Raw genomic sequence first — 25,439 nt, forward strand, 5'->3', positions numbered from 1 at the left:
GGGAGATTCATCGCTGGCCAGCTCGCTCCTGGTAGGAGCGAGATGGTTCGCGATCATGGCATCAAGGCAGAAGAGCGTTACTCTTCCTTGCCCTTGTTGCGCACCGCGCGATGCAGCTCACGATCGGAGTCGCGCTCGCGTTCGGTATGACGCTTGTCGTATTCCTTCTTGCCCTTGCCGAGTGCGATCTCGCACTTGACCATGTGCTTGCTCCAGTAGAGCGACAGGCACACGCAGGCATAACCCTTCTGCTGCACGGCAGCGAACAGCTTCTCCAGCTCGCGCTTGTTGAGCAGCAGTTTGCGCGAGCGCACGGGGTCGGCGATCACATGGGTGCTGGCGGTGGTCAGTGGCGTGAAGTGGCTGCCCAGCAGCCAGGCTTCGCCGTCCTTGAGCAGCACGTAACTGTCGACCAGTTGTGCCTTGCCCGCACGCAGACTCTTTACTTCCCAGCCGGCCAGGACCATGCCAGCCTCGAACCGATGTTCGATGAAGTAATCGTGACGCGCCTTTTTATTTTGCGCGATGGTCCCTGTTGGGTGTTTCTTCTGTTTAGCCATAGGGGCGGCATTATAGGCAGTTGCACGCGTGTCGGCTACGGTGAAGCTGCGTGCTTGAGCAGGTTGAGTGAATCCCGGACAATGCGCCCTCTTTTTTCTCGGTTGGGCGCGTTTTTGATGTCGACGGACAAGGTTTCTGTCCACGGCGGCTGGGCCAGTCGCTGGGTTTTCATACTCGCTGCGACTGGTTCTGCCGTGGGCCTGGGAAGTATCTGGAAATTCCCCTATATGGTCGGCGTCTACGGTGGCGGCGCCTTTGTCCTGGTATTTCTCGCCTGCATCGCGCTGATCGGTGTGCCGGTGATGCTGGCGGAAACCCTGATCGGCCGTCGCGCCCGGCAAAGCCCGGCCAATGCCTTGAAGGCGCTGGCCCTGGAGGCCGGGCATTCGGCCAAGTGGTCCTGGGGCGCGTTCGCCGGGATGATCACGGCCTTGTTGATTCTTTCCTTCTACAGCGTCGTGGGTGGTTGGTCGCTGGACTACATCATCGATATGGGCCGTGGTGATTTCCAGGGCGTGACGGCGGATCAGGTCGGCGCCTATTTCGGCACGGTGATTGCCGACCCCTGGCGGCTGACGCTGTGGCACACGCTGTTCATGCTGTTGTCGGCGGCGGTCATCGCCAAGGGCGTGGTGGCCGGGCTTGAGCGCAGCCTACGGATCATGATGCCGCTGTTGTTCGTGATGCTGCTGATCCTGCTGGGTTACAGCCTGACCACCGGGCATTTCATGGAAGGCGTGCATTTCATGTTCGACTTCAGCACCGACAAGCTGCTCGACGGCCTGTTGCCGGCCATGGGGCATGCGTTCTTTTCCCTGAGCGTCGGTGTCGGTTCCATCATGATCTACGGCGCTTACATGCCGAAGCATTCGTCCATTTCCGGCACTATTGTCGGCGTGGCGCTGCTGGACACCTTCGTTTCGCTGCTGGCGGGGCTGGCGCTGTTCCCGATCGTATTTGCCGCGGGGCTGAACCCGAGTGAAGGTCCAGGGCTGATGTTTGTCAGTTTGCCTTTTGCCTTTGGTAATGTGGCGTTCGGCCAGCTGATGGGCGTGGTGTTTTTTGTCCTGGTGGCCATTGCCGCCTGGAGCTCGGCGATCTCGCTGCTGGAGCCGATGGTGGCTTACCTGGTGGAGCGGACTCGAATCCGTCGCGGCTGGGTGACATTCTGGCTGGCGTTTACCTGCTGGTTCGTCGGATTGGGAACGGTGTTCTCCTTCAATATCTGGCAGCAGGCCAAGTTTTTCGTGAACGAAGGTGGGGCTTTCCACCTCTACCAATGGGGGGCGGCGGGTGGTCTGGATTTCTTCGGGGTGATCGATTTCTTCACCTCGCGGATCATGTTGCCCTTGGGTGGCCTCTGCTTTGTGGTGTTCGCGGGTTGGGTGATGGGGCGCGAGGCGGTTCGTGATGAGCTGTCGATCCGCAGTCCGCTGCTTTTTGCCCTGACCCTGTTTTTGATGCGCTATGTGGCGCCCATCGGCATTCTTATAGTGTTTGCCGCCCAGTTGTGGAAATGACGCTGACATGACGACACATATTCAACGCTCGGCCCTGTTGCCTTATCCGGCGCAGTTTTTGTACGACCTGGTCAACGACGTGGCGCGCTACCCGGAGTTTTTACCCTGGTGCTCGTCGGCCGAGGTGCTGGAGAGCAGTGAGGTGCAGATGCGCGCCAGCCTGGCCGTTGCCAAGGGCGGGCTCAGCCAGCATTTCGTGACGCGCAATACCCTGGTGCCGGGCCAGTCGATCGAGATGAACCTGGAGGAAGGGCCGTTCAACCAGTTGCACGGCGTGTGGATTTTCAAACCGCTGGGCGAGAAGGCCTGCAAGATCAGCCTGGATTTGTCGTTCGACTACGCCGGTCCACTGGTTCGCGCGACCTTGGGGCCTTTGTTCAACCAGGCGGCCAACACCCTGGTCGATGCGTTTTGTCAGCGGGCCAAGCAGTTGCATGCTTGAGCCAATGATCGAAGTCGAGGTGGTGTATGCCGCGGTCGACCGGCAGGTATTGCTCAGTGTTGCGGTGCCAACGGGGACTACTGTTCGTGCGGCAGTGAAAGGCTGTGGGATAGGCGCGCAATTTCCAGAATTGGATCTGGACAATTGTCCGCTGGGGATCTTTGGCAAAGCGGTTGCGGACCCAGGGAAGCAGCCGGTTCGGGCGGACGACCGCATCGAAATCTACCGCCCGCTGCTGGCTGACCCTAAAGAGGTCCGACGTCTGCGCGCGGCAAAGGCGGCGCAGGCCCGGGCTCGTAATTCAGAGTCCTGAGCAAATTGACAGGCAACAAAAAGCCCGGACTCGCCGGGCTTTTTTATTCCACCACAAATTATTGCGGCGAGGTGTCCAGAGGTTCTGGTGTTGGCACCGGAACGGTCTCGACGTTGTCGACGTCCTTCTGGATCTGATCGAGCAGAGAGCCAGGCTTGGCCGGTTTTTCCGGTTTTGGCTGTTCGGCGTTTTCAGTCGGGGCGGTCACGGTGGTGCCACTGTCCTTGCCCAGGATGGCTTCGTCGCGGCTTACGCCAGGCATGAAGTCACCGGAAAGGCTGACCAGTTGGTCGTTACCGTTGAAGATAACGCTGACGCGCTCCTGCTGGCGTTCACCGCCACCTGGTTGCAGGCTGTACAGATAATCCCAGCGATCGGCGTGGAACGTGTCGGTCAACAGAGGGTTGCCCATGATAAACCGTACTTGCCGGCGGGTCATTCCCGGGCGTAACTGGTCTATCATGTCCTGCGTGACGACATTGCCCTGCTGGATGTCGATTTTGTAAACCCCGGGGAATGAACAACCGGCGAGTGCGAGCAGTCCCACGAAGGTGAAACTGGTTAGCAAGAGCTTGGTGTTTTGCATCGGTGGGCGACTTCCACTATCTTGGCTGGGACAACGTAAACCCCGATCATACCCGCATTAAGAGAAGCTGCGAAGCAGCATCCGCGAGAAAGCTGACCATGGTTGAAAATAGCGAACTACGTAAAGCCGGCCTTAAAGTGACTCTGCCACGGGTCAAAATTCTACAAATGCTCGATTCCGCCGAGCAGCGACACATGAGCGCCGAGGATGTTTACAAGGCGCTGATGGAAGCTGGCGAGGATGTCGGTCTGGCCACGGTTTACCGTGTTCTGACCCAGTTTGAAGCAGCAGGCCTTGTGGTACGCCACAACTTTGATGGCGGTCATGCTGTATTCGAACTGGCTGACGGCGGTCACCACGACCACATGGTCAACGTGGATTCCGGTGAGGTGATCGAATTCTTCGACGAAGAAATCGAGAAGCTTCAGAAGGCGATTGTCGAGAAGCATGGCTTCGAGTTGGTGGATCACAACTTGGTGCTGTACGTACGCACGAAGAAATAAGCATGTCACGCGGACATAGTCCGCGAAACGATCGAAGGCGACCCAAGGGTCGCCTTCGTGCTTTCTGCTCTTTATTAAAGTGGCAGGGACTCAAGCCTTGGCGGTAACCACCATTTTTTTCGCGTGAGCCAGCGACTCCTTGGTCAGGTCGATGCCGCCCAGCATCCGCGCTACCTCTTCGATCCGCTCGGTCTTGCCCAGTTTGGAAACCGCGGTGTGAGTCGCATCGCTGCCGCGCACCTTGTGCACAAAAAGATGTTGATGGCCCTGGGCTGCCACCTGCGGCAAGTGGGTGACCGTCAATACCTGGCCGCGCTCGCCGAGGCGACGTAGCAGTTGGCCGACGATCTCCGCGGTCGGGCCGCCGATGCCGACGTCCACTTCGTCGAATACCAGGGTCGGGACACGAGAGGTCTGCGCGGTAATCACCTGGATTGCCAGGCTGATCCGCGACAGTTCGCCCCCGGATGCGACTTTAGCCAGGGCCTTGAGCGGCTGGCCGGGGTTGGCGCTGACCAGCAGCTCGACCTGCTCGAGGCCGTTGGGCTGTAGTTCATCGCCGCTGTTGGCGTGCAGTTCGATGGTGAAGCGGCCGCCAGGCATGCCCAGGCGCTGGATTTCCTGTTCGACGGCGCTGGCCAGGCTGGTTGCGGCCTGCTGGCGCAGCTCGCTCAGCTCCCTGGCTTTTTCGTGATAGTGCCGGGCAAAGGATTTCAGCTCATCGCCCAGGCGCTCAATGGATTCGTCATTGGCATCCAGAGTTTCGATTTCCTCCAGCAGTTTCTGCTGCATGGCTGCCACCTCGGTGGGCTGGATCCGGTGTTTGCGGGCCAGGGTATAGATGGCGTCCAGCCGCTCCTCCAGTTGTTGCAGGCGCGCCGGGTCCGCATCGAAATGGTCGACGAAGCGATTCAGTTCGCCGACGGCTTCTTCGACCTGGATTTGCGCGCTGGCCAGCAGGTTGGTGGCTTCCGCCAGGGCGCCGGAGGTGTTGCCGATGCTCGACAGGCGATTGAGGCTCGCTGTCAGGGCGCTGAGGACGTTGCCCGAATCACTTTCGCTGCAATGCTCGACGACCTGCCGGCAGATGCCCAGCAGGCTTTCGGCATTGGTCAGGTTCTTGTGTTCGAGTTCCAGTTGTTCGAGTTCGTTTTCACCCAGGGCCAGGTTTTCCAGTTCCTCCAGCTGATAGCTGAGGAGCTGGTGGCGAGCCCGCTGCTCGTCCCCGGAGTTGGACAGGCGCTCCAGTTCCTGGCGGGTCTGGCGCCAGCGCTGGGCTGCCAGCGATACCTGGCGAGCCAGGTCGGTGGCGCCGGCGTACTCGTCGAGCAGGCGGCGGTGGGTGTCGGTTTTCAGCAGCGACTGGTGTTCATGCTGGCTGTGGATGTCGATCAGCAGTTCGCCGAGGGCCTTGAGGTCTCCTAGCGGGCAGGGGGAGCCGTTGATGTAGCCTCGGGAACGGCCTTCGGCGGTGATGACCCGGCGCAGGATGCATGGGCTGTCGTTGTCCAGGTCGCGTTCGGCGAGCCAGGTGCGGGCCTCGGGAATGTCTTCCAGGTCGAAGGTGGCGAGAATGTCGGCCTTGTCGGCACCTGGGCGTACTACGCCACTGTCGGCGCGATCACCCAGGGTCAGTCCCAGGGCGTCGAGCATGATCGATTTGCCGGCGCCGGTTTCACCCGTGATGACGCTCATCCCGCGATCCAGTTCCAGATCGAGATGTTCAACGATGGCGTAGTTGTGTACGGACAGGTGCACCAGCATAAAGGCCGCTCCCAAGCTTTAGGTCTGGTTATTTATACAGTGTTTTGTTTTCGGCTGACAATGCCCGCCCTTAGCTCGATTCGCTTGCTTGGCGGATTTTTTTATCGTGTGCGGGAATAGTTAGCGACCGGCGTTTGGGGGCGTCCAATGATTTTTGCCGAGGGCACGGCCCTTGAACCTGGAAAATGCGACCCCATATATCGGGGCAGAAGCGTGAGTTGAGCTCGCGGACGATATTGAAAGGAGAATTTTATGGCTGACGAACAGACGCTGGATACGCAAAATCTCGACGCCAATCAGGCCCCCGAGACTTCGGGCGAAGATCTGGCGGCTCGTGTGCAAGTGCTCGAAGAGCAGTTGGCTGGCGCTCAGGATCAGGCATTGCGTGTTGCGGCTGATCTGCAGAACGTCCGCCGCCGTGCCGAGCAGGATGTAGAAAAAGCTCACAAATTCGCCCTCGAGCGTTTTGCTGGCGACCTGCTGCCAGTAATCGACAGTCTCGAGCGCGGTCTTGAGTTGTCCAGCCCGGACGACGAAAGCATTCGCCCGATGCGTGAAGGTATCGAACTGACCCTGAAGATGTTCCAGGACACCCTGAAGCGTTATCAGCTGGAAGCGATCGATCCGCATGGCGAACCGTTCAACGCTGAACAGCACCAGGCGATGGCCATGCAGGAAAGTGCCGACGTCGAGCCGAACAGCGTTCTCAAGGTGTTCCAGAAGGGCTATCAGCTCAACGGTCGCCTGCTGCGCCCGGCCATGGTCGTGGTCAGCAAGGCACCCGCACCGGTTTCGCCTTCGATTGACGAGAAGGCTTGAAATCGCGCGCAGGGCCCCCATTTATAGGTCAAGCGTTTAAGTGCTACCGCAGTCGGCCACCACTGCTGCGGCAACAAAATCTAAAGTTTCGGGAGAGTTAACATGGGCAAAATTATCGGTATCGACCTGGGGACTACCAACTCCTGCGTCTCCATTCTTGAAAACGGCAACGTAAAAGTTATCGAAAACGCTGAAGGCGCGCGTACCACGCCGTCCATCATCGCTTACGCCAACGATGGCGAAATCCTGGTTGGCCAGTCGGCCAAGCGTCAGGCCGTGACCAACCCGCACAACACCCTGTACGCGGTGAAGCGTCTGATCGGTCGCCGTTTCGACGAAGAAGTCGTACAGAAAGACATCCAGATGGTCCCTTACAAGATCGTCAAGGCTGACAACAACGACGCCTGGGTTGAAGTGAACGGCCAGAAAATGGCTCCGCCACAGATCTCGGCTGAAATCCTCAAGAAAATGAAGAAGACCGCCGAAGACTACCTCGGCGAGGCTGTGACCGAAGCTGTGATCACCGTTCCGGCCTACTTCAACGACAGCCAGCGCCAGGCGACCAAAGACGCCGGCCGCATCGCGGGTCTGGACGTAAAACGTATTATCAACGAACCGACCGCGGCCGCTCTGGCTTACGGCATGGACAAGGCCAAGGGCGATCACACCGTGATCGTTTATGACCTGGGTGGCGGTACCTTCGACGTATCCGTGATCGAAATCGCTGAAGTCGATGGCGAGCATCAGTTCGAAGTACTGGCAACCAACGGTGACACCTTCCTCGGTGGTGAAGACTTCGACATCCGTCTGATCGACTACCTCGTGGACGAGTTCAAGAAAGAAAGCGGCATGAACCTCAAGGGTGACCCGCTGGCCATGCAGCGCCTGAAAGAGGCCGCTGAAAAAGCCAAGATCGAGCTGTCCTCGAGCCAGCAGACCGACGTCAACCTGCCGTACATCACTGCAGACGCCACCGGTCCTAAGCACCTGAACGTGAAGATCTCCCGCGCCAAGCTGGAGTCGCTGGTTGAAGACCTGGTTCAGCGCACCATCGAGCCTTGCCGCATCGCCATGAAGGACGCCGGTATCGACGTCAGCAAGATCGACGACGTGATCCTGGTCGGCGGTCAGACCCGCATGCCGCTGGTGCAGAAGCTGGTGACCGATTTCTTCGGTAAAGAAGCACGCAAGGACGTGAACCCGGACGAAGCCGTTGCCATGGGCGCAGCCATCCAGGGCGCGGTATTGGCCGGTGACGTGAAAGACGTACTGCTGCTGGACGTCAGCCCGCTGACCCTGGGTATCGAAACCATGGGCGGCGTGATGACCGCGCTGATCGAGAAAAACACCACGATTCCTACCAAGAAATCGCAAGTGTTCTCGACTGCCGACGACAATCAGGGCGCAGTGACCATTCACGTGCTGCAGGGCGAGCGTAAGCAAGCCGCGCAGAACAAGTCCCTGGGCAAGTTCGATCTGGCCGAGATTCCACCAGCTCCACGTGGCGTGCCGCAAATCGAAGTGACCTTCGACATCGACGCCAACGGCATCCTGCACGTAGGTGCGAAAGACAAGGCGACCGGCAAGACCCAGTCGATCGTGATCAAGGCCAACTCCGGTCTGTCCGAGGAAGAAATTCAGCAGATGGTTCGTGATGCTGAAGTCAACGCCGAAGAAGACCGCAAGTTCGAAGAGCTGGCCAGCGCGCGTAACCAAGGCGATGCCCTGGTTCACTCGACTCGCAAGATGATCGCTGATGCGGGCGACAAAGTGACTGCTGAAGAGAAGGCTGCGATCGAAGCTGCCGTGGTTGCCCTTGAAGCCGCTATCAAGGGCGATGACAAGGCTGCCATCGACGCCAAGGTCGAAGAGCTGTCGAAGGTGTCGGCTCCGGTCGCTCAGAAGATGTACGCCGAGCAGGCTCAGCCGGCAGAAGGCGCAGCTTCGCAGGCCGAGTCGGCCGAGAAAGCCGATGACGTCGTCGACGCCGAGTTCGAAGAAGTAAAAGACCACAAGTAAGACTGCTTGTTGGTCGGCCGGTTGACTGCCTTTGTGCGGTGACTGGTAGGATGTCGCCGCGCGGGAGCTTGCTCCCGCGTTGGCGTGTCTGGAGCAAGCGAATTTTTTACGGTGTGCGATTCTTTTCGCGCGCCGGCGGTACGGTCGGAAATGCTCCTGCTTTCCGTTCGGGATTACCGCAGTTGTCGGCCAGTCTGTTGGTCGTCTATCCAAGACCAGGATCGTTGAATTGACGTGAGTTGGGTCCGGGCCTGTATTGGGGCTCAACGAGTTTGGCGAGGCTCAGGAGAGCATTGTCGAACGTCCTCAAGAGTGTGAAGACTTATGGCAAAGCGTGACTATTACGAAGTATTGGGTGTGGAGCGAGGCTCGAGCGAAGCCGACCTGAAAAAGGCTTACCGCCGCCTGGCGATGAAGCACCACCCGGACCGTAATCCCGGCGACAAAGCGTCGGAAGATATGTTCAAGGAGGCCAACGAGGCCTACGAAGTATTGTCTGACTCGAGCAAGCGCGCGGCTTATGACCAATATGGTCATGCCGGTGTCGATCCGAGCATGGGTGGCGGTGGCGCCGGTTTCGGTGGCCAGAATTTCTCCGACATCTTTGGCGACGTCTTCAGTGATTTCTTTGGTGGCGGTCGCGGCGGCTCCCGTGGCGGGGCTCAGCGTGGCAGCGACTTGCGCTACACCCTGGAGCTGAACCTGGAAGAGGCGGTGCGCGGCACCACCGTGAATATCCGCGTTCCGACGCTGGTCAACTGCAAGCCTTGCGACGGCTCGGGCGCCAAGAAAGGCTCCTCGCCTGTGACCTGTCCGACCTGTGGCGGTATCGGCCAGGTGCGCATGCAACAGGGCTTCTTCTCGGTGCAGCAGACCTGCCCGCGTTGCCATGGCCAGGGCAAGATCATTTCCGATCCGTGCGATTCCTGTCATGGCGAAGGTCGCGTCGAAGAGTACAAGACGCTGTCGGTGAAGGTGCCGGCGGGTGTCGATACCGGCGACCGCATTCGTCTGTCCGGCGAAGGAGAGGCGGGGACCCAGGGCGGCCCTACGGGCGACCTGTATGTGGTGATCAATGTGCGTGAGCACTCGATCTTCCAGCGCGACGGCAAGCACCTGTTCTGTGAAGTGCCTATCAGCTTCGTTGACGCGGCGCTGGGCGGCGAGCTGGAAATCCCGACGCTGGATGGCCGGGTCAAGCTGAAGATCCCTGAGGGCACCCAGACCGGCAAGCAGTTCCGTGTGCGTGGCAAGGGTGTGGCTCCGGTGCGTGGCGGCGGTGCTGGCGACTTGATGTGCCGGGTTGCGGTGGAAACGCCGGTGAACCTGAGTCGTCGTCAGCGTGAATTGCTCGAAGAGTTGCGTGGTTCCCTGGCGGACGACAATACCCACTCGCCGAAAACCACTGGCTGGTTCGAAGGCGTGAAGCGCTTCTTCGGCGACCTGTAAGGAGCGAAGCATGCGACGTATAGCTGTGATGGGCGCCGCAGGGCGCATGGGTAAGAACCTGGTGGAGGCCGTGCAACAGCGCTCGCCGCTCTCCGGACTTACCGCGGCGATCGTGCGGCCTGGCAGTTCGTTGGTCGGTGCCGATGCTGGCGAGCTGGCATCGCTGGGGCGCATCGGTGTGCCGATGTCCGACAGCCTGGAAAAGGTTGTCGATGAATTCGATGTGTTGATCGATTTCACGCTGCCGGAAGTGATGCTGAAGAACCTGGCGTTCTGCCGCAAGGCGGGCAAGGCCATGGTGATCGGTACCACGGGCTTGGGCGCCAAGGAAAAGCAGGTGCTGGCCGAGGCAGGCAAGGATATTCCGATCGTGTTCGCCGCCAACTTCAGCGTTGGCGTCAATCTGTCGCTGAAGCTGCTCGACATGGCAGCCCGTGTGCTGGGCGATGATGCAGACATCGAAATCATCGAGGCGCATCACCGGCACAAGATCGACGCACCTTCGGGAACCGCTCTGCGCATGGGTGAGGTGATTGCCGATGCGCTGGGGCGTGATCTGCAGAAGGTCGCGGTGTATGGCCGTGAAGGCCATACCGGCGCTCGTGAGCGTGAAACCATTGGTTTCGCCACGGTCCGGGGTGGTGATGTGGTGGGCGATCACACGGTGTTGTTCGCTGCTGAGGGTGAGCGTCTGGAGATTACCCATAAGGCTTCCAGTCGCATGACTTTCGCCAAGGGTGCAGTACGTGCTGCGTTGTGGCTGGACGGTCGTCCGGCGGGTCTTTATGACATGCAGGATGTGCTGGATCTGCGTTGAGATGCATCCAAAACAGGGCCAGGCTTCGCGCTTGAGCCCTGTTTTACCCCGCTAAGCGATGTTCTGTCGCATTCCTCTGCCTTTAAGGCTCTTTAGCGGTGGACCAAAAAAGCCTTTTTCTGTAAGCTACAGCTTTAGTGTGTCCACTAAAAGCGCGCAGAATAATTCAGTGAAGAAGCGGGGTGACGTGTCCATACGTCACTCCGCTTTTTTACAACCTGCGATCGCCCTTTCAGGCTTTATTTACGGGAGGTCTTCTTGACTAAGCCAGCCATACTCGCCCTTGCTGATGGCAGCATTTTTCGCGGCGAAGCCATTGGAGCCGACGGTCAAACCGTTGGTGAGGTGGTGTTTAACACCGCAATGACCGGCTATCAGGAAATCCTTACCGATCCTTCCTACGCCCAACAGATCGTTACCCTGACTTACCCGCATATCGGCAATACCGGCACCACGCCGGAAGACGCCGAGTCCGATCGTGTCTGGTCGGCCGGTCTGGTGATTCGCGACCTGCCACTGGTTGCGAGCAACTGGCGTAACACCCTGTCCCTGTCCGACTACCTGAAAGCCAACAACGTTGTGGCGATCGCCGGTATCGACACCCGTCGCCTGACGCGCATCCTGCGCGAGAAAGGTGCGCAGAACGGCTGCATCATGGCCGGTGACAATATCTCCGACGAAGCGGCGATTGCCGCAGCGCGCGGCTTCCCTGGCCTGAAAGGCATGGATCTGGCGAAGGTCGTCAGCACCAAGGAAAGCTACGAGTGGCGCTCCAGCGTCTGGAGCCTGAAGACCGACAGTCATCCGACCATCGAGGCTTCCGAGCTGCCGTACCACGTGGTTGCCTACGACTACGGCGTCAAGCTGAACATCCTGCGCATGCTGGTCGAGCGCGGTTGCCGCGTGACCGTAGTGCCTGCGCAAACTCCGGCCAGCGACGTCCTGGCACTCAAGCCTGACGGCGTGTTCCTGTCTAACGGCCCTGGCGACCCCGAGCCTTGCGATTACGCCATCCAGGCGATCAAGGACGTGCTGGAAACCGAGATCCCGGTCTTCGGTATCTGCCTGGGCCACCAACTGCTGGCACTGGCCTCCGGCGCCAAGACGGTGAAGATGGGCCACGGCCACCACGGTGCCAACCACCCGGTCCAGGACCTGGACAGCGGTGTAGTGATGATCACCAGCCAGAACCACGGTTTTGCGGTGGACGAAGCCACCCTGCCAGGCAACGTGCGGGCGATCCACAAATCGCTGTTCGACGGTACCCTGCAAGGCATCGAACGTACCGACAAGAGCGCGTTCAGCTTCCAGGGTCACCCTGAAGCGAGCCCGGGCCCGAACGATGTGGCGCCGCTGTTCGATCGTTTCATCAACGAGATGGCCAAGCGACGCTGAGTGCTCGCCCCTGAAGGTGGCCCCGGCCTCGGCGGCCCCTTCAGCGCTTCAGAGATTTGATCAAGACGGCTTGCCGACTGACCTGCGGATTTGAGTGACAACCCATGCCAAAACGTACAGACATTAAAAGCATCCTGATTCTCGGCGCTGGCCCGATCGTGATCGGCCAGGCTTGCGAATTCGACTACTCCGGCGCCCAGGCCTGCAAGGCCCTGCGCGAAGAGGGTTACCGGGTCATCCTGGTGAACTCCAACCCGGCGACCATCATGACCGACCCGGCCATGGCCGACGCCACCTACATCGAGCCGATCAAGTGGCAGACCGTTGCCAAGATCATCGAGAAAGAACGTCCGGACGCTCTGCTGCCGACCATGGGTGGCCAGACTGCGTTGAACTGCGCCCTGGACCTGGAGCGTGAAGGCGTTCTGGAGAAGTTCGGCGTGGAAATGATCGGCGCCAATGCCGACACCATCGACAAGGCCGAAGACCGTTCGCGCTTCGACACCGCGATGAAGGCGATCGGCCTGGAGTGCCCGCGCTCCGGTATCGCCCACAGCATGGACGAGGCCAATGCGGTCCTCGAGAAACTGGGCTTCCCGTGCATCATCCGCCCGTCCTTCACCATGGGCGGCACCGGTGGTGGCATTGCCTACAACCGTGAAGAGTTCGAAGAGATCTGCGCCCGCGGCCTGGACCTGTCGCCGACCAAGGAACTGCTGATCGACGAATCGCTGATCGGCTGGAAAGAATACGAGATGGAGGTGGTCCGCGATAAGAAGGACAACTGCATCATCGTTTGCTCGATCGAAAACTTCGACCCGATGGGCGTGCACACCGGTGACTCGATCACCGTGGCTCCGGCACAGACCCTGACCGACAAGGAATACCAGATCCTGCGCAACGCCTCCCTGGCGGTACTGCGTGAGATCGGCGTGGAAACCGGTGGCTCCAACGTCCAGTTCGGCATCTGCCCGAACACTGGCCGCATGGTGGTGATCGAGATGAACCCGCGGGTATCCCGTTCTTCGGCCCTGGCTTCGAAAGCCACCGGCTTCCCGATCGCCAAGGTCGCCGCCAAGCTGGCCGTGGGTTACACCCTGGACGAGCTGTCGAACGACATCACCGGTGGCAAGACCCCAGCGTCCTTCGAGCCGTCCATCGACTACGTCGTGACCAAGCTGCCACGCTTCGCCTTCGAGAAATTCGCCAAGGCCGATGCCCGCCTGACCACTCAGATGAAGTCGGTGGGTGAAGTGATGGCCATCGGCCGGACCTTCCAGGAATCCCTGCAGAAAGCGCTGCGTGGCCTGGAAGTGGGTGTCTGCGGTCTGGATCCGAAGCTCGACCTGAGCAACCCGGAAAGCATGAACGTGCTCAAGCGCGAGCTGACCGTGCCGGGCGCCGAGCGTATCTGGTACGTGGCTGATGCGTTCCGTGCCGGCATGACCGTCGAGCAGATCTTCGGCATGAACATGATCGACCCTTGGTTCCTGGTGCAGATCGAAGATCTGATCAAGGAAGAGGAGAAGGTCAAGACTCTGGGCCTGTCGGCCATCGACCGCGACCTGATGTTCCGCCTCAAGCGCAAAGGCTTCTCCGACCAGCGTCTGGCCAAGCTGCTGGGCGTGACCGAGAAGAACCTGCGTACCCACCGCCACAAGCTGGAAGTGTTCCCGGTCTACAAGCGCGTCGACACCTGCGCGGCCGAGTTCGCCACCGATACCGCCTACCTGTACTCGACCTATGAGGAAGAGTGCGAGGCTGCACCTTCGGGTCGCGACAAGATCATGATCCTGGGTGGCGGCCCGAACCGTATCGGCCAGGGCATCGAGTTCGACTACTGCTGCGTGCACGCGGCACTGGCGCTGCGTGACGATGGTTACGAAACCATCATGGTCAACTGCAACCCGGAAACCGTTTCCACTGACTACGACACCTCCGATCGCCTGTACTTCGAGCCAGTGACCCTGGAAGACGTACTGGAAATCGTCCGCGTCGAGAAGCCAAAAGGCGTGATTGTCCAGTACGGCGGCCAGACTCCGCTGAAACTGGCGCGTGCCCTGGAAGCGGCCGGCGTGCCGATTATCGGTACCAGTCCTGACGCCATCGACCGTGCCGAAGACCGCGAACGCTTCCAGCAGATGGTCGAGCGCCTGAACCTGCGTCAGCCGCCAAACGCCACCGTGCGCAGCGAAGACGAAGCGATTCGTGCTGCGGCCAAGATCGGCTACCCGCTGGTGGTGCGTCCGTCCTATGTACTGGGCGGCCGGGCGATGGAAATCGTTTACGAAGAAGAAGAGCTCAAGCGCTACCTGCGTGAAGCGGTGCAAGTGTCCAACGACAGCCCGGTGCTGCTGGACCACTTCCTCAACTGCGCCATCGAGATGGACGTGGACGCGGTCTGCGACGGCAAGGATGTGGTGATCGGCGCGATCATGCAGCACATCGAACAGGCTGGCGTGCACTCCGGTGACTCCGCTTGCTCGCTGCCGCCGTACTCGCTGCCTGCGCACATCCAGGACGAGATGCGCGAACAGGTCAAGAAGATGGCCCTGGAGCTGGGCGTGGTCGGCCTGATGAACGTGCAGTTGGCCTTGCAGGGCGAGCAGATCTACGTCATCGAAGTGAACCCGCGTGCTTCCCGTACCGTGCCGTTCGTTTCCAAGTGCATCGGTGTCTCCCTGGCGATGATCGCCGCGCGCGTCATGGCGGGTAAGACCCTGAAAGAGCTGGGCTTCACCAAGGAAATCATTCCTAACTTCTACAGCGTCAAGGAAGCGGTGTTCCCGTTCGCCAAATTCCCGGGTGTCGACCCGATCCTCGGCCCGGAGATGAAGTCGACCGGCGAAGTGATGGGTGTCGGTGACACCTTCGGCGAAGCCTTCGCCAAGGCCCAGATGGGCGCTAGCGAAGTGCTGCCGACTGGTGGTACCGCGTTCATCAGCGTGCGTGACGACGACAAGCCGTTGGTTGCGGGCGTGGCTCGTGATCTGATCAACTTGGGCTTCGAAGTGGTCGCTACTGCTGGTACTGCCAAGCTGATCGAGGCGGCAGGCCTGAAGGTGCGCCGTGTGAACAAGGTGACTGAAGGTCGTCCGCACGTGGTCGACATGATCAAGAATGACGAAGTCACGCTGATCATCAACACCACCGAAGGTCGTCAGTCGATCGCTGACTCTTATTCCATTCGTCGTAACGCCTTGCAGCACAAGATCTACTGCACCACCACCATTGCTGCGGGCGAGGCCATCTGTGAAGCGCTCAAGTTCGGTCCGGAAAAGACCGTGCGCCGCTTGCAGGATCTACATGCAGGATTGAAGGCATGAATAAATACCCAATGACCGTCCAGGGCTCCAAGGCCCTGGAAGAAGAGTTGACGTTCCTAAGCAAGGTCGAGCGGCCACGCTTGAGCCAGGCCATCGGTGAGGCTCGAGAACTCGGTGACCTCAAGGAAAACGCTGAATACCATGCTGCCCGCGAGGAGCAGGGAATGGTTGAAGCGCGCATCCGTGATATTGAAGGCCGCCTGCAAAACTCGGTTGTCATCGATGTGACGAGCATTCCTCATACAGGCAAGGTGATTTTCGGCACTACCGTCGAAATCGCCAACGTCGAAACCGATGAGAGCGTCACTTACCAGATCGTTGGTGAGGATGAGGCTGATATCAAGCTCGGAAAGATCTCTGTAGGTTCGCCCATTGCCCGTGCCTTGATCGCCAAGGAAGAGGGTGATGTGGTTGCCGTTAAAACGCCTAGCGGCGTGATCGAGTATGAGATTGTCGAAGTCCGCCACGTCTGAACGAGGGCGCCTGCTGAATGCAGGCGCTATGCTTTGGCAACTGACTCAGATGTTGTGGGTCGGTGGTGTGTGGTTGTTGCATGTCGGCTTGTTGCCGGTGCTGGGCCAGATTGGCCTGGCGCCGCTGCTGATCGAAGAGATCGGTAATGCGCTGAGTGCGCTGCTGGTTGGTTTTTCAGCGGTATGCATCGTTCTTCAGGTGCTGGTATTGGTGCGTGCTGAAGGGCTGGCGAGCCTGTGGCGGGATATGCGAGGGCAGCTGCTGTTGGTGGCGTTATGTGCGTGCACGATGTATTTCGTGGTGCGTTTCGGGCTGTCGGATGTCGAGCGCTGGCAGCTGTTCAGCTATCTTGTCTTGGCTTTTTCCGGTCTGGTGCTGGTATTGCAGCCGGTGCCTGGGTGGAGTGGCAGGGCGCGCGAAGCACGCCCTTGACCCCTGTCGACGTCAGTGGAAGCGATGGACGTTGGACAGTTGCTTGTTTACCTTGGCGTTCTTGCGATAAATCAGCGCCATTTTGCCGATGACCTGCACCAGATCCGCTTTGCCGGCCTTGCACAGTTCGGCAATGGCTTCCAGGCGGGACTCGCGTTCGAGGATGTTGAGCTTGATCTTGATCAGCTCATGATCGCTCAAGGCGCGTTCAAGTTCGGCCAACACACCTTCGGTCAAACCGTTGTCAGCCACAGTCAATACTGGTTTCAGATGGTGGCCAATGGATTTGTACTGTTTCTTCTGCTCTTGAGTGAGCGGCATAATCTGACCCCTGCGTCTGATCTTGTAAAAAGCGGCGGCCAGTTTACCCGAGCGCGTCCGGGACCGCCCAGTTAATCACGACCCGTTTTATTTTTTGAGGTGGCCCGTGGCCCGTTCCAAGACAAGCCATAACTGGCTGAAAGAGCACTTCAACGACCCATTCGTCAAAATGGCGCAAAAAGATGGGTACCGTTCGCGTGCCAGCTACAAGCTGCTGGAAATCCAGGAAAAGGATCGCTTGATCCGTCCTGGAATGAGTGTTATCGATCTGGGCGCGGCGCCAGGGGGCTGGTCGCAGGTGACCAGTCGTCTGATCGGCGGGCAGGGGCGACTGATCGCTTCCGACATTCTGGAAATGGATAGCATCCCTGATGTCACCTTCATTCAGGGCGACTTCACCGAAGATGCAGTGTTGGCTCAAATCCTCGAGGCGGTCGGAAATTCCCAGGTGGACCTTGTGATTTCCGATATGGCCCCCAATATGAGTGGTACGCCTGCCGTAGATATGCCGCGGGCGATGTTTCTGTGCGAGTTGGCACTTGATTTGGCGGGGCGGGTTCTGCGTCCCGGTGGCGACTTCCTGATAAAGATTTTCCAGGGAGAAGGTTTCGACGAATACCACAAGAACGTTCGCAAGATGTTCGACAAGGTGGTGATGCGCAAACCGAGTTCTTCCCGTGATCGTTCTCGCGAGCAGTATCTGCTGGGACGTGGCTTTCGCGGGCGTATCGAGTAAAGGTTGTTTTTGACCGGGTTGATAGTTTTTTCGTATTTCGCCCCGGGGGCTTAAGCGAATATTGTGTAATCTGGGTTTCACAAAGGGTTACAGACAGCGCCTGCCAGAGCTGTAGGTAATGTAGTAAGTTAGGTCGGTGAATATCATGCGAAGCGCGCGCCAGCAGCGGAGCTTGCTTCAGAGGGTAGTTAATTGAACGATATGGCAAAGAATCTGATCCTGTGGTTGATCATCGCGGCTGTCCTGGTGACGGTGATGAACAACTTCTCCAGCCCTAACGAGCCGCAGACCCTCAACTATTCCGACTTTATCCAGCAAGTTAAGGATGGCAAGGTCGAGCGCGTAGCCGTTGATGGTTATGTGATTACCGGCAAGCGCAACGATGGCGATAGCTTCAAGACCATTCGTCCTGCGATTCAGGACAACGGCCTGATCGGTGACCTGGTAGATAATCACGTGGTCGTCGAAGGCAAGCAGCCTGAGCAGCAAAGCATCTGGACCCAACTGCTGGTCGCCAGCTTCCCGATCCTGGTGATCATCGCCGTCTTCATGTTCTTCATGCGGCAGATGCAGGGCGGTGCTGGTGGCAAGGGCGGGCCGATGAGCTTCGGTAAGAGCAAGGCGCGCCTGTTGTCCGAAGATCAAGTGAAAACCACATTGGCGGATGTCGCGGGTTGCGACGAGGCCAAGGAAGAAGTGGGTGAGCTGGTCGAGTTTCTCCGCGATCCGGGCAAGTTCCAGCGCCTGGGCGGTCGTATTCCTCGCGGCGTGCTGATGGTTGGCCCTCCTGGTACCGGTAAGACCTTGCTGGCCAAGGCCATCGCCGGTGAAGCCAAGGTTCCGTTCTTCACCATCTCCGGTTCCGACTTCGTCGAAATGTTCGTTGGTGTGGGTGCCAGCCGCGTTCGCGATATGTTCGAGCAGGCCAAGAAACATGCTCCGTGCATCATTTTCATCGACGAGATCGATGCCGTTGGTCGCCATCGTGGTGCCGGCATGGGTGGTGGTCATGATGAGCGCGAACAGACTCTCAACCAGCTGCTGGTAGAGATGGATGGCTTTGAAATGAACGACGGCATCATTGTTATTGCCGCCACCAACCGTCCTGATGTGCTGGACCCGGCGCTGCTGCGTCCAGGCCGCTTTGACCGTCAGGTTGTGGTTGGTTTGCCGGATATCCGTGGCCGTGAGCAGATTCTGAAAGTTCACATGCGTAAAGTGCCGATGGGTGAAGATGTCGCACCGGCCGTGATTGCCCGTGGTACGCCCGGCTTCTCTGGTGCCGACCTGGCCAACCTGGTGAACGAGGCGTCGCTTTTCGCTGCCCGTAGCGGCAAGCGCATCGTCGAAATGAAAGAGTTCGAGCTGGCAAAAGACAAGATCATGATGGGCGCGGAGCGCAAATCCATGGTCATGTCCGAGAAGGAAAAGCAGAACACGGCTTATCACGAAGCGGGTCACGCCATTGTCGGTCGCGTAGTGCCTGAGCATGATCCGGTCTACAAGGTTTCGATCATCCCGCGTGGTCGGGCTCTGGGTGTAACCATGTTCCTGCCGGAAGAGGATCGCTACAGCCTGTCCAAGCGTGCGCTGATCAGTCAGATCTGCTCGCTCTACGGCGGTCGTATCGCTGAAGAAATGACATTGGGCTTCGATGGTGTAACTACCGGTGCTTCCAACGACATCATGCGCGCGAGCCAGATTGCGCGGAACATGGTGACCAAATGGGGGCTTTCCGAAAAACTGGGTCCGTTGATGTACGCCGAAGAAGAGGGTGAGGTCTTTCTGGGGCGCAGTGCTGGCAGTCAGCATGCAAGCCTGTCTGCGGAAACCGCCAAGCTGATCGACTCCGAAGTTCGTAGCATCATCGACCAGTGCTATGGCACCGCCAAGCAGATCCTCACGGATAACCGCGACAAGCTGGATGCGATGGCCGATGCCTTGATGAAGTATGAAACCATCGATGCCGAGCAGATCGACGACATCATGGCTGGTCGTACCCCTCGCGAGCCTCGCGATTGGGAGGGCGGCTCGGGTACCACGCCTCCGGTGGTGCAGAACGAACGTCCAGAGACACCGATCGGCGGCCCGGCTGCTGACCACTAAGGTTTGAAATGACTTCTATGTCGTCCTCGACCCGGTTGCCTTGCGGCAACCGGGTTCTTGATTTGGCCCATACGCATGTCATGGGCATTCTTAATGTAACTCCCGACTCCTTCTCTGATGGTGGCCGTTTCAGTCAGCTTGATGCTGCCTTGCGCCATGCCGAAGGTATGGTGCTGGCGGGCGCGACGCTCATCGATGTGGGGGGCGAGTCCACTCGTCCTGGTGCACGGGCAGTATCGCCGCTTGAAGAGCTTGAGCGGGTAGCACCTATCGTCGAACGTATCCATCGTGAACTGGATGTCATTATTTCGGTCGATACATCCACGCCTGCGGTCATGCGTGAAACTGCGCGTCTAGGCGCTGGATTGATCAATGATGTCCGCTCGTTGCGGCGGGATGGCGCGCTGGATGCTGCAGCAGCTACAGGTTTACCGGTCTGCCTTATGCATATGCTCGGCGAGCCTGGCGATATGCAGGACAATCCGCAGTATCGGGATGTAACCAAAGAAGTGGGGGAATTCCTGGCTGACCGTATGGCTCAGTGTGCAGCATTGGGTATCGGATCGGAACGGATCATTCTGGATCCGGGTTTTGGCTTCGCGAAGACCCTGCAGCACAACTTGAGCCTGTTCAAGCATATGGATGCCCTGCATGCCCTTGGTCGACCTCTGCTGGTCGGAGTTTCACGAAAGAGCATGATAGGTCAGGCATTGAGTCGCCCCGTCGGCGAGCGGCTGTATGGCGGACTGGCTCTTGCCGCTCTGGCAATGTCCAAAGGGGCAAGGATCCTGCGGGTCCATGATGTGGCCGAGACGGTGGATGTCGTGCGGATGATTACAGCTGTGGAATCAGCCGAATAAGAATGATGGAGCACTTATGAGCAAGAAATACTTTGGCACTGACGGCATTCGCGGTCGTGTGGGTGTATACCCGATTACCCCTGATTTCATGCTCAGACTTGGTTGGGCTGCAGGAATGGCCTTCCGCAGTATGGGTGCCTGTCGTGTGTTGGTGGGCAAAGACACGCGCATTTCCGGTTACATGTTCGAGTCTGCGCTTGAGGCGGGCCTGTCCGCTGCCGGTGCGGATGTAATGCTGCTGGGTCCGATGCCTACTCCTGCCATCGCCTACCTGACCCGCACTTTCCATGCCGAGGCGGGGATCGTGATCAGCGCGTCGCATAATCCTCACGATGACAACGGCATCAAGTTCTTCTCGGGTGAAGGCACCAAGCTCCCGGATGAAGTCGAGTTGATGATCGAAGAGTTGTTGGACACGCCGATGGCTGTGGTGGAGTCCAGCAAGCTGGGTAAGGTATCGCGCATCAATGACGCCTCGGGCCGTTACATTGAGTTCTGTAAGAGCAGCGTTCCTTCCGGTACCAGCTTTGCGAGTCTGAAGATTGTTGTCGATTGTGCCCATGGTGCGACCTACAAGGTAGCGCCAAGTGTTTTCCGTGAGTTGGGCGCCGAGGTGGTGGTGCTCTCCGCACAGCCTAACGGTCTGAATATCAACGACAATTGCGGCTCGACCCACATGGGGCAGTTACAGGCTGCGGTATTGGCCGAGCACGCCGATTTGGGTATCGCCTTCGATGGTGATGGCGACCGGGTGTTGATGGTTGACCATACAGGCGCCATTGTCGATGGTGACGAACTGTTGTTCATCATTGCCCGGGATCTGCACGCGCGTAACAAGCTGCAGGGCGGTGTGGTCGGTACCTTGATGAGCAATCTGGGTCTCGAGCTGGCCTTGGCTGATCTGGGTATTCCATTCGTGCGCGCCAATGTCGGTGATCGTTATGTCATTGCCGAGCTGCTTGAGCGCCAATGGCTGGTAGGCGGTGAAAACTCCGGCCATATCGTGTGCTTCCAGCACACCACCACGGGTGATGCGATCATTGCCGCCCTGCAGGTGCTGATGGCACTGAAGCGGCGTGATGAAGGCTTGGCACAGTCGCGTCAGGCGCTGCGCAAATGTCCGCAGATTCTGGTCAATGTCCGTTTTGGCGGTGGTGCCAATCCTGTCGAACATCCGGCTGTGAAAGAGGCCTGCGCGCGTGTCACTACCGCGATGGCTGGGCGTGGGCGGGTGTTGCTGCGCAAGTCGGGCACCGAGCCTTTGGTTCGCGTCATGGTCGAAGGTGATGATGAAGCCCAGGTCCGTGGCTATGCTGACGAACTGGCAAAACTGGTTGCGGAAGTTTCTGCCTGATTTCGGCTTGCCAGTGTTGATGCGGTTGGGTAACATCTGCGCCCACTTTGACCGACGAGGTACAGCATGCGTCGCCCTATGGTAGCTGGTAACTGGAAAATGCACGGTACCCGCGCCAGCGTCGCTGAGCTGATCAATGGCCTGCGTCATCTGGCCTTGCCTAGCGGTGTTGATGTCGCGGTATTCCCGCCTTGCTTGTATATCAATCAGGTGATTGATGGCTTGAAAGGCAAGTCGATTTCGGTCGGCGCGCAGAATTCTGCGGTGGAGCCCATGCAAGGTGCGCTGACAGGAGAGATTGCTCCAAGTCAGCTGGTGGATGCAGGTTGTTCCCTGGTGTTGGTTGGGCATTCCGAGCGGCGCCTGATGATGGGTGAGCGTGACGGTACGCTGAATCGCAAATTCGCAGCAGCACAGGCCTGTGGCTTGAAGCCGGTCTTGTGTGTAGGGGAAACCCTCGAGCAGCGCGAGGCCGGGAAGACTCTTGAAGTTGTCGGGCGTCAGCTGGGCAGCATTATCGAAGAGTTGGGTGTTGGTGCTTTTGCCAATGCCGTTATCGCTTACGAGCCGGTCTGGGCCATTGGTACCGGGCTGACTGCTTCGCCGCAACAGGCCCAGGATGTGCACGCAGCCATCCGGGCGCAGTTGGCGGCAGAGAATTCTGAAGTGGCACGAGGTGTGCGGCTTCTATACGGCGGCAGCGTGAAGGCGGCCAATGCGGTCGAACTGTTCGGCATGCCGGATATCGATGGGGGGCTCATTGGTGGAGCTTCCCTGAATGCAGATGAGTTCGGTGCGATTTGTCGCGCCGCGGGAAACTGAAAAAATGCTGGAAACAGTCGTAGTCGTTTTTCATCTGCTGGGTGCGCTGGGCGTAGTAGCCCTGGTATTGCTGCAGCAGGGTAAAGGTGCGGACGCTGGCGCGTCTTTCGGAGCAGGTGCTTCAAATACTGTGTTCGGAAGCCAAGGTTCCTCTACCTTTCTTAGTAAGTTTACTGCTATACTTGCCGCAGGTTTTTTCATAACCAGCTTAGGGTTAGGTTACTTTGCTAAAGAGAAAGCTCATGAGCTGACTCAAGTAGGTTTGCCAGATCCAGCAGTGCTTGAAGCGCCAAAGCAAAAACCGGCTTCTGATGATGTCCCGGTGCTCCAAGAGCAAAAGTCGGCAACCAATGCGACTGACGTACCTCCAGCTCAAGAGCAGAAGTAAGAAGAGTTTCACGCAGTAACGTAGTCTATGCCGAGGTGGTGGAATTGGTAGACACGCAACCTTGAGGTGGTTGTGCCCATAGGGTGTAGGGGTTCGAGTCCCCTTCTCGGTACCAATTATCAGGAGAGCCCGCTGTTGCGGGCTTTCTTGTAGGTGGAAGGTTACATTGACCCAAAAAGGGATCGGTCGTATACTTCCGCCCCAGCTTTGTCGCGGGGTGGAGCAGTCTGGTAGCTCGTCGGGCTCATAACCCGAAGGTCGTCGGTTCAAATCCGGCCCCCGCAACCAGTTTTAGCGGAGCCCCTTTTCAGGGGCTTTTTGTTAGCTGGACACTTTATAACGCCGCTATTCAACGGCGTTTCCGGGATGGGCGCTTCGCCCATTTTTTATTTGCACAAGCATGCACGAGGGGGTTCAGGTGTCGAGCAAGCTAGAACAGTTGCAGGCCTTGTTGGCCCCGGTGGTCGTGGCCCTTGGCTATGAATGCTGGGGTATCGAGTTTTCGGCTCAAGGTCGCCACTCGCTGTTGCGCGTTTATATCGATAAAGAAGGCGGTGTGCTGGTGGACGACTGTGCCATCGTCAGCCGTCAGATCAGCGGCGTTCTGGATGTCGAAGATCCGATCTCCGTTGAATACACCCTTGAAGTTTCCTCTCCTGGCATGGAACGCCCGCTGTTCACCCTTGAACAGTTTGCCAAGTATGTCGGTGAACAAGTGAAGATCAAGCTGCGCTCGCCTTTTGAAGGCCGGCGTAATTTTCAGGGCCTTCTCCGCGGGGTGGAGGAGCAGGACGTCGTGGTGCAGGTGGAAGACCACGAGTTCCTGTTGCCGATCGACATGATCGACAAGGCCCACATAATTCCCAGTTTTGACTGAGACGCGGATCCCGCGGATCCAATGGCTTGCGAAAGGCGAGGCGTACGATGAGCAAAGAAGTACTGCTGGTTGTTGAGTCGGTATCCAATGAAAAGGGTGTACCGGCAAGCGTAATTTTTGAAGCGCTGGAGCTGGCTCTGGCCACTGCTACCAAAAAGCGTTTCGAGGACGAAGTTGATCTGCGTGTGGAAATCAATCGCCACACCGGTGCTTACGAGACTTTCCGTCGCTGGACGGTAGTCGAGGAAGCCGATCTGGACGATCCGGCTGTGGAAACCTGGCCGAGCAAGGTCCAGGAAACCCATCCGGGCGCGAAAGTCGGTGATGTCGTCGAGGAAAAGATCGAGTCGATCGAATTCGGTCGCATTGCTGCGCAGACCGCCAAACAGGTCATCGTGCAGAAAGTCCGCGAAGCCGAGCGCGCTCAAGTCGTTGACGCTTACCGCGAGCGCTTGGGTGAAATCATCTCCGGCACCGTGAAAAAAGTGACCCGCGACAACGTGATCGTCGATCTGGGTAACAACGCTGAAGCGCTGTTGGCCCGTGAAGACATCATTTCCCGCGAGACTTTCCGTGTTGGCGTGCGTCTTCGTGCGCTGCTCAAGGAAATCCGCACCGAGAACCGCGGCCCTCAGCTGATCCTGTCGCGCACCGCGCCGGAAATGCTGATCGAGCTGTTCCGTATCGAAGTGCCGGAAATCGCCGAAGGCCTGATCGAAGTCATGGCTGCCTCCCGTGATCCGGGGTCGCGCGCCAAGATTGCGGTCCGTTCCAAAGACAAGCGCATTGACCCTCAGGGCGCGTGCATTGGCATGCGCGGTTCGCGCGTCCAGGCCGTTTCCGGTGAGTTGGGCGGTGAGCGAGTGGATATCGTCCTGTGGGACGACAACCCGGCGCAGTTCGTGATCAACGCCATGTCGCCGGCTGAAGTCGCGGCAATTATCGTCGACGAAGATGCCCATGCCATGGACATCGCCGTTGGCGCAGACAATCTGGCTCAGGCCATCGGTCGCGGTGGTCAGAACGTGCGTCTGGCCAGCCAGTTGACTGGCTGGACCCTGAACGTGATGACCGAATCGGACATCCAGGCTAAGCAGCAAGCTGAAACCGGCGACATCCTGCGCAACTTTATCGACGAGCTGGAAGTCGACGAAGAGCTGGCACAGGTGCTGGTTGATGAAGGCTTCACCAGCCTGGAAGAGATTGCCTACGTACCGTTGGAAGAAATGCTCAACATCGACGGCTTTGACGAAGACATCGTCAACGAGCTCCGCGCTCGTGCCAAGGATCGCTTGTTGACTAAAGCCATCGCTACTGAGGAAAAGCTGGCAGACGCCCATCCGGCCGAAGACCTGCTCTCGCTTGAGGGTATGGACAAGGATTTGGCGATGGAACTGGCGGTGCGCGGCGTAATTACCCGCGAAGACCTGGCCGAGCAGTCTATTGACGACCTGCTCGACATCGACGGCATTGACGATGATCGTGCCGGCAAGTTGATCATGGCCGCCCGAGCCCATTGGTTCGAGTAATAGGCGCGGCCTGAGGAGAGAAGTGC

The 25,439-nt window shown here is 58.6% G+C and carries 24 protein-coding genes and 2 tRNA genes; 22 read left to right on the top strand and 4 right to left on the bottom strand.

Features of this window, described 5'->3' with window-relative positions; all coding sequences use genetic code 11:
- Positions 1-77: 77 nt before the first annotated feature.
- The gene (gene smpB / locus AC07VU_RS00360; RefSeq protein WP_009042112.1) at positions 78-560 is read right to left on the bottom strand and encodes an SsrA-binding protein SmpB; all 483 of its coding nucleotides are present in this window, start codon (positions 558-560) and stop codon (positions 78-80) included.
- A 117-nt stretch (positions 561-677) separates the two neighbouring features.
- On the opposite strand from smpB, the gene AC07VU_RS00365 reads away from it, so the two are divergent.
- The 3 genes from AC07VU_RS00365 to AC07VU_RS00375 are packed head-to-tail and all read left to right on the top strand — an operon-like array spanning position 678 to position 2,836.
- A complete protein-coding gene (locus tag AC07VU_RS00365) occupies positions 678-2,081 on the top strand; it encodes a sodium-dependent transporter (protein WP_101336805.1) in 1,404 nt (467 codons plus the stop codon).
- A gap of 7 nt (positions 2,082-2,088) precedes the next feature.
- A complete protein-coding gene (locus AC07VU_RS00370) occupies positions 2,089-2,523 on the top strand; it encodes a type II toxin-antitoxin system RatA family toxin (RefSeq protein WP_007920838.1) in 435 nt (144 codons plus the stop codon).
- Positions 2,516-2,836, top strand: coding sequence for an RnfH family protein (locus tag AC07VU_RS00375; RefSeq protein ID WP_172963016.1), 321 nt, complete (start codon positions 2,516-2,518; stop codon positions 2,834-2,836). Before AC07VU_RS00370 ends, AC07VU_RS00375 begins: the two co-directional genes overlap by 8 nt.
- Before the next feature lie 58 nt (positions 2,837-2,894).
- Here the strand turns inward: AC07VU_RS00375 and AC07VU_RS00380 are convergent, their stop codons facing one another.
- Positions 2,895-3,422: an outer membrane protein assembly factor BamE gene (locus AC07VU_RS00380; RefSeq protein WP_007920839.1), complete on the bottom strand. Its 528-nt coding sequence runs from the start codon at positions 3,420-3,422 to the stop codon at positions 2,895-2,897.
- A gap of 98 nt (positions 3,423-3,520) precedes the next feature.
- Between AC07VU_RS00380 and fur the strand changes: the two genes are divergently transcribed.
- The gene (gene fur / locus AC07VU_RS00385; RefSeq protein ID WP_007920840.1) at positions 3,521-3,925 is read left to right on the top strand and encodes a ferric iron uptake transcriptional regulator; all 405 of its coding nucleotides are present in this window, start codon (positions 3,521-3,523) and stop codon (positions 3,923-3,925) included.
- Positions 3,926-4,015: 90 nt separating this feature from the next.
- On the opposite strand, the gene recN is transcribed toward fur, so the two are convergent.
- Positions 4,016-5,689 carry a DNA repair protein RecN gene (gene recN, locus AC07VU_RS00390; protein WP_092422177.1) on the bottom strand — a complete coding sequence of 558 codons (1,674 nt, stop codon included), beginning with the start codon at positions 5,687-5,689 and terminating at the stop codon, positions 4,016-4,018.
- A 252-nt stretch (positions 5,690-5,941) separates the two neighbouring features.
- Between recN and grpE the strand changes: the two genes are divergently transcribed.
- The 8 genes from grpE (at position 5,942) to AC07VU_RS00430 (ending at position 16,420) form a co-directional block, all read left to right on the top strand.
- Complete coding sequence (gene grpE, locus AC07VU_RS00395; RefSeq protein ID WP_009042116.1) at positions 5,942-6,508, top strand: nucleotide exchange factor GrpE; 567 nt, start codon at positions 5,942-5,944, stop codon at positions 6,506-6,508.
- A gap of 102 nt (positions 6,509-6,610) precedes the next feature.
- Entirely contained in the window at positions 6,611-8,527 is a 1,917-nt protein-coding gene (dnaK, locus tag AC07VU_RS00400) for a molecular chaperone DnaK (protein ID WP_009042117.1), read from the top strand.
- A 324-nt stretch (positions 8,528-8,851) separates the two neighbouring features.
- Positions 8,852-9,976, top strand: a complete 1,125-nt coding sequence (gene dnaJ, locus AC07VU_RS00405; protein WP_007920853.1) for a molecular chaperone DnaJ — start codon at positions 8,852-8,854, stop codon at positions 9,974-9,976.
- 10 nt (positions 9,977-9,986) lie between these two features.
- Entirely contained in the window at positions 9,987-10,793 is an 807-nt protein-coding gene (gene dapB, locus AC07VU_RS00410) for a 4-hydroxy-tetrahydrodipicolinate reductase (RefSeq protein WP_274305512.1), read from the top strand.
- Between the two features lie 258 nt (positions 10,794-11,051).
- Positions 11,052-12,188 (top strand): glutamine-hydrolyzing carbamoyl-phosphate synthase small subunit, encoded by a 1,137-nt coding sequence (carA, locus tag AC07VU_RS00415; RefSeq protein ID WP_007920857.1) that lies wholly within the window; start codon positions 11,052-11,054, stop codon positions 12,186-12,188.
- A gap of 104 nt (positions 12,189-12,292) precedes the next feature.
- The gene (gene carB / locus AC07VU_RS00420; RefSeq protein ID WP_007920860.1) at positions 12,293-15,514 is read left to right on the top strand and encodes a carbamoyl-phosphate synthase large subunit; all 3,222 of its coding nucleotides are present in this window, start codon (positions 12,293-12,295) and stop codon (positions 15,512-15,514) included.
- Entirely contained in the window at positions 15,511-15,987 is a 477-nt protein-coding gene (gene greA / locus AC07VU_RS00425) for a transcription elongation factor GreA (protein WP_007920862.1), read from the top strand. Before carB ends, greA begins: the two co-directional genes overlap by 4 nt.
- A gap of 28 nt (positions 15,988-16,015) precedes the next feature.
- Complete coding sequence (locus AC07VU_RS00430; protein WP_274305514.1) at positions 16,016-16,420, top strand: MFS transporter; 405 nt, start codon at positions 16,016-16,018, stop codon at positions 16,418-16,420.
- A 12-nt stretch (positions 16,421-16,432) separates the two neighbouring features.
- Here the strand turns inward: AC07VU_RS00430 and AC07VU_RS00435 are convergent, their stop codons facing one another.
- Positions 16,433-16,741, bottom strand: coding sequence for a YhbY family RNA-binding protein (locus AC07VU_RS00435; RefSeq protein WP_007920867.1), 309 nt, complete (start codon positions 16,739-16,741; stop codon positions 16,433-16,435).
- A gap of 106 nt (positions 16,742-16,847) precedes the next feature.
- Here AC07VU_RS00435 and rlmE point away from each other — a divergent pair, with 106 nt between their 5' ends.
- The 10 genes from rlmE (at position 16,848) to nusA (ending at position 25,413) form a co-directional block, all read left to right on the top strand.
- Complete coding sequence (rlmE, locus tag AC07VU_RS00440; protein WP_007920869.1) at positions 16,848-17,477, top strand: 23S rRNA (uridine(2552)-2'-O)-methyltransferase RlmE; 630 nt, start codon at positions 16,848-16,850, stop codon at positions 17,475-17,477.
- 201 nt (positions 17,478-17,678) lie between these two features.
- Complete coding sequence (gene ftsH, locus AC07VU_RS00445) at positions 17,679-19,583, top strand: ATP-dependent zinc metalloprotease FtsH (protein WP_009046930.1); 1,905 nt, start codon at positions 17,679-17,681, stop codon at positions 19,581-19,583.
- A gap of 8 nt (positions 19,584-19,591) precedes the next feature.
- Positions 19,592-20,443 carry a dihydropteroate synthase gene (gene folP, locus AC07VU_RS00450; protein ID WP_495029404.1) on the top strand — a complete coding sequence of 284 codons (852 nt, stop codon included), beginning with the start codon at positions 19,592-19,594 and terminating at the stop codon, positions 20,441-20,443.
- Positions 20,444-20,459: 16 nt separating this feature from the next.
- Entirely contained in the window at positions 20,460-21,797 is a 1,338-nt protein-coding gene (gene glmM / locus AC07VU_RS00455) for a phosphoglucosamine mutase (protein ID WP_274305516.1), read from the top strand.
- Positions 21,798-21,863: 66 nt separating this feature from the next.
- A complete protein-coding gene (tpiA, locus tag AC07VU_RS00460; protein ID WP_007920876.1) occupies positions 21,864-22,619 on the top strand; it encodes a triose-phosphate isomerase in 756 nt (251 codons plus the stop codon).
- A 4-nt stretch (positions 22,620-22,623) separates the two neighbouring features.
- Complete coding sequence (gene secG, locus AC07VU_RS00465; RefSeq protein WP_009042126.1) at positions 22,624-23,007, top strand: preprotein translocase subunit SecG; 384 nt, start codon at positions 22,624-22,626, stop codon at positions 23,005-23,007.
- 29 nt (positions 23,008-23,036) lie between these two features.
- Positions 23,037-23,122 (top strand) — tRNA-Leu (locus AC07VU_RS00470).
- A gap of 96 nt (positions 23,123-23,218) precedes the next feature.
- Positions 23,219-23,295 (top strand) — tRNA-Met (locus AC07VU_RS00475).
- Positions 23,296-23,425: 130 nt separating this feature from the next.
- Positions 23,426-23,884, top strand: a complete 459-nt coding sequence (gene rimP, locus AC07VU_RS00480; protein ID WP_007920877.1) for a ribosome maturation factor RimP — start codon at positions 23,426-23,428, stop codon at positions 23,882-23,884.
- Between the two features lie 47 nt (positions 23,885-23,931).
- Complete coding sequence (gene nusA / locus AC07VU_RS00485) at positions 23,932-25,413, top strand: transcription termination factor NusA (protein WP_007920878.1); 1,482 nt, start codon at positions 23,932-23,934, stop codon at positions 25,411-25,413.
- Positions 25,414-25,439 lie beyond the last annotated feature (26 nt).

This window comes from Pseudomonas sp. GW821-FHT02B10 (assembly GCF_059421865.1).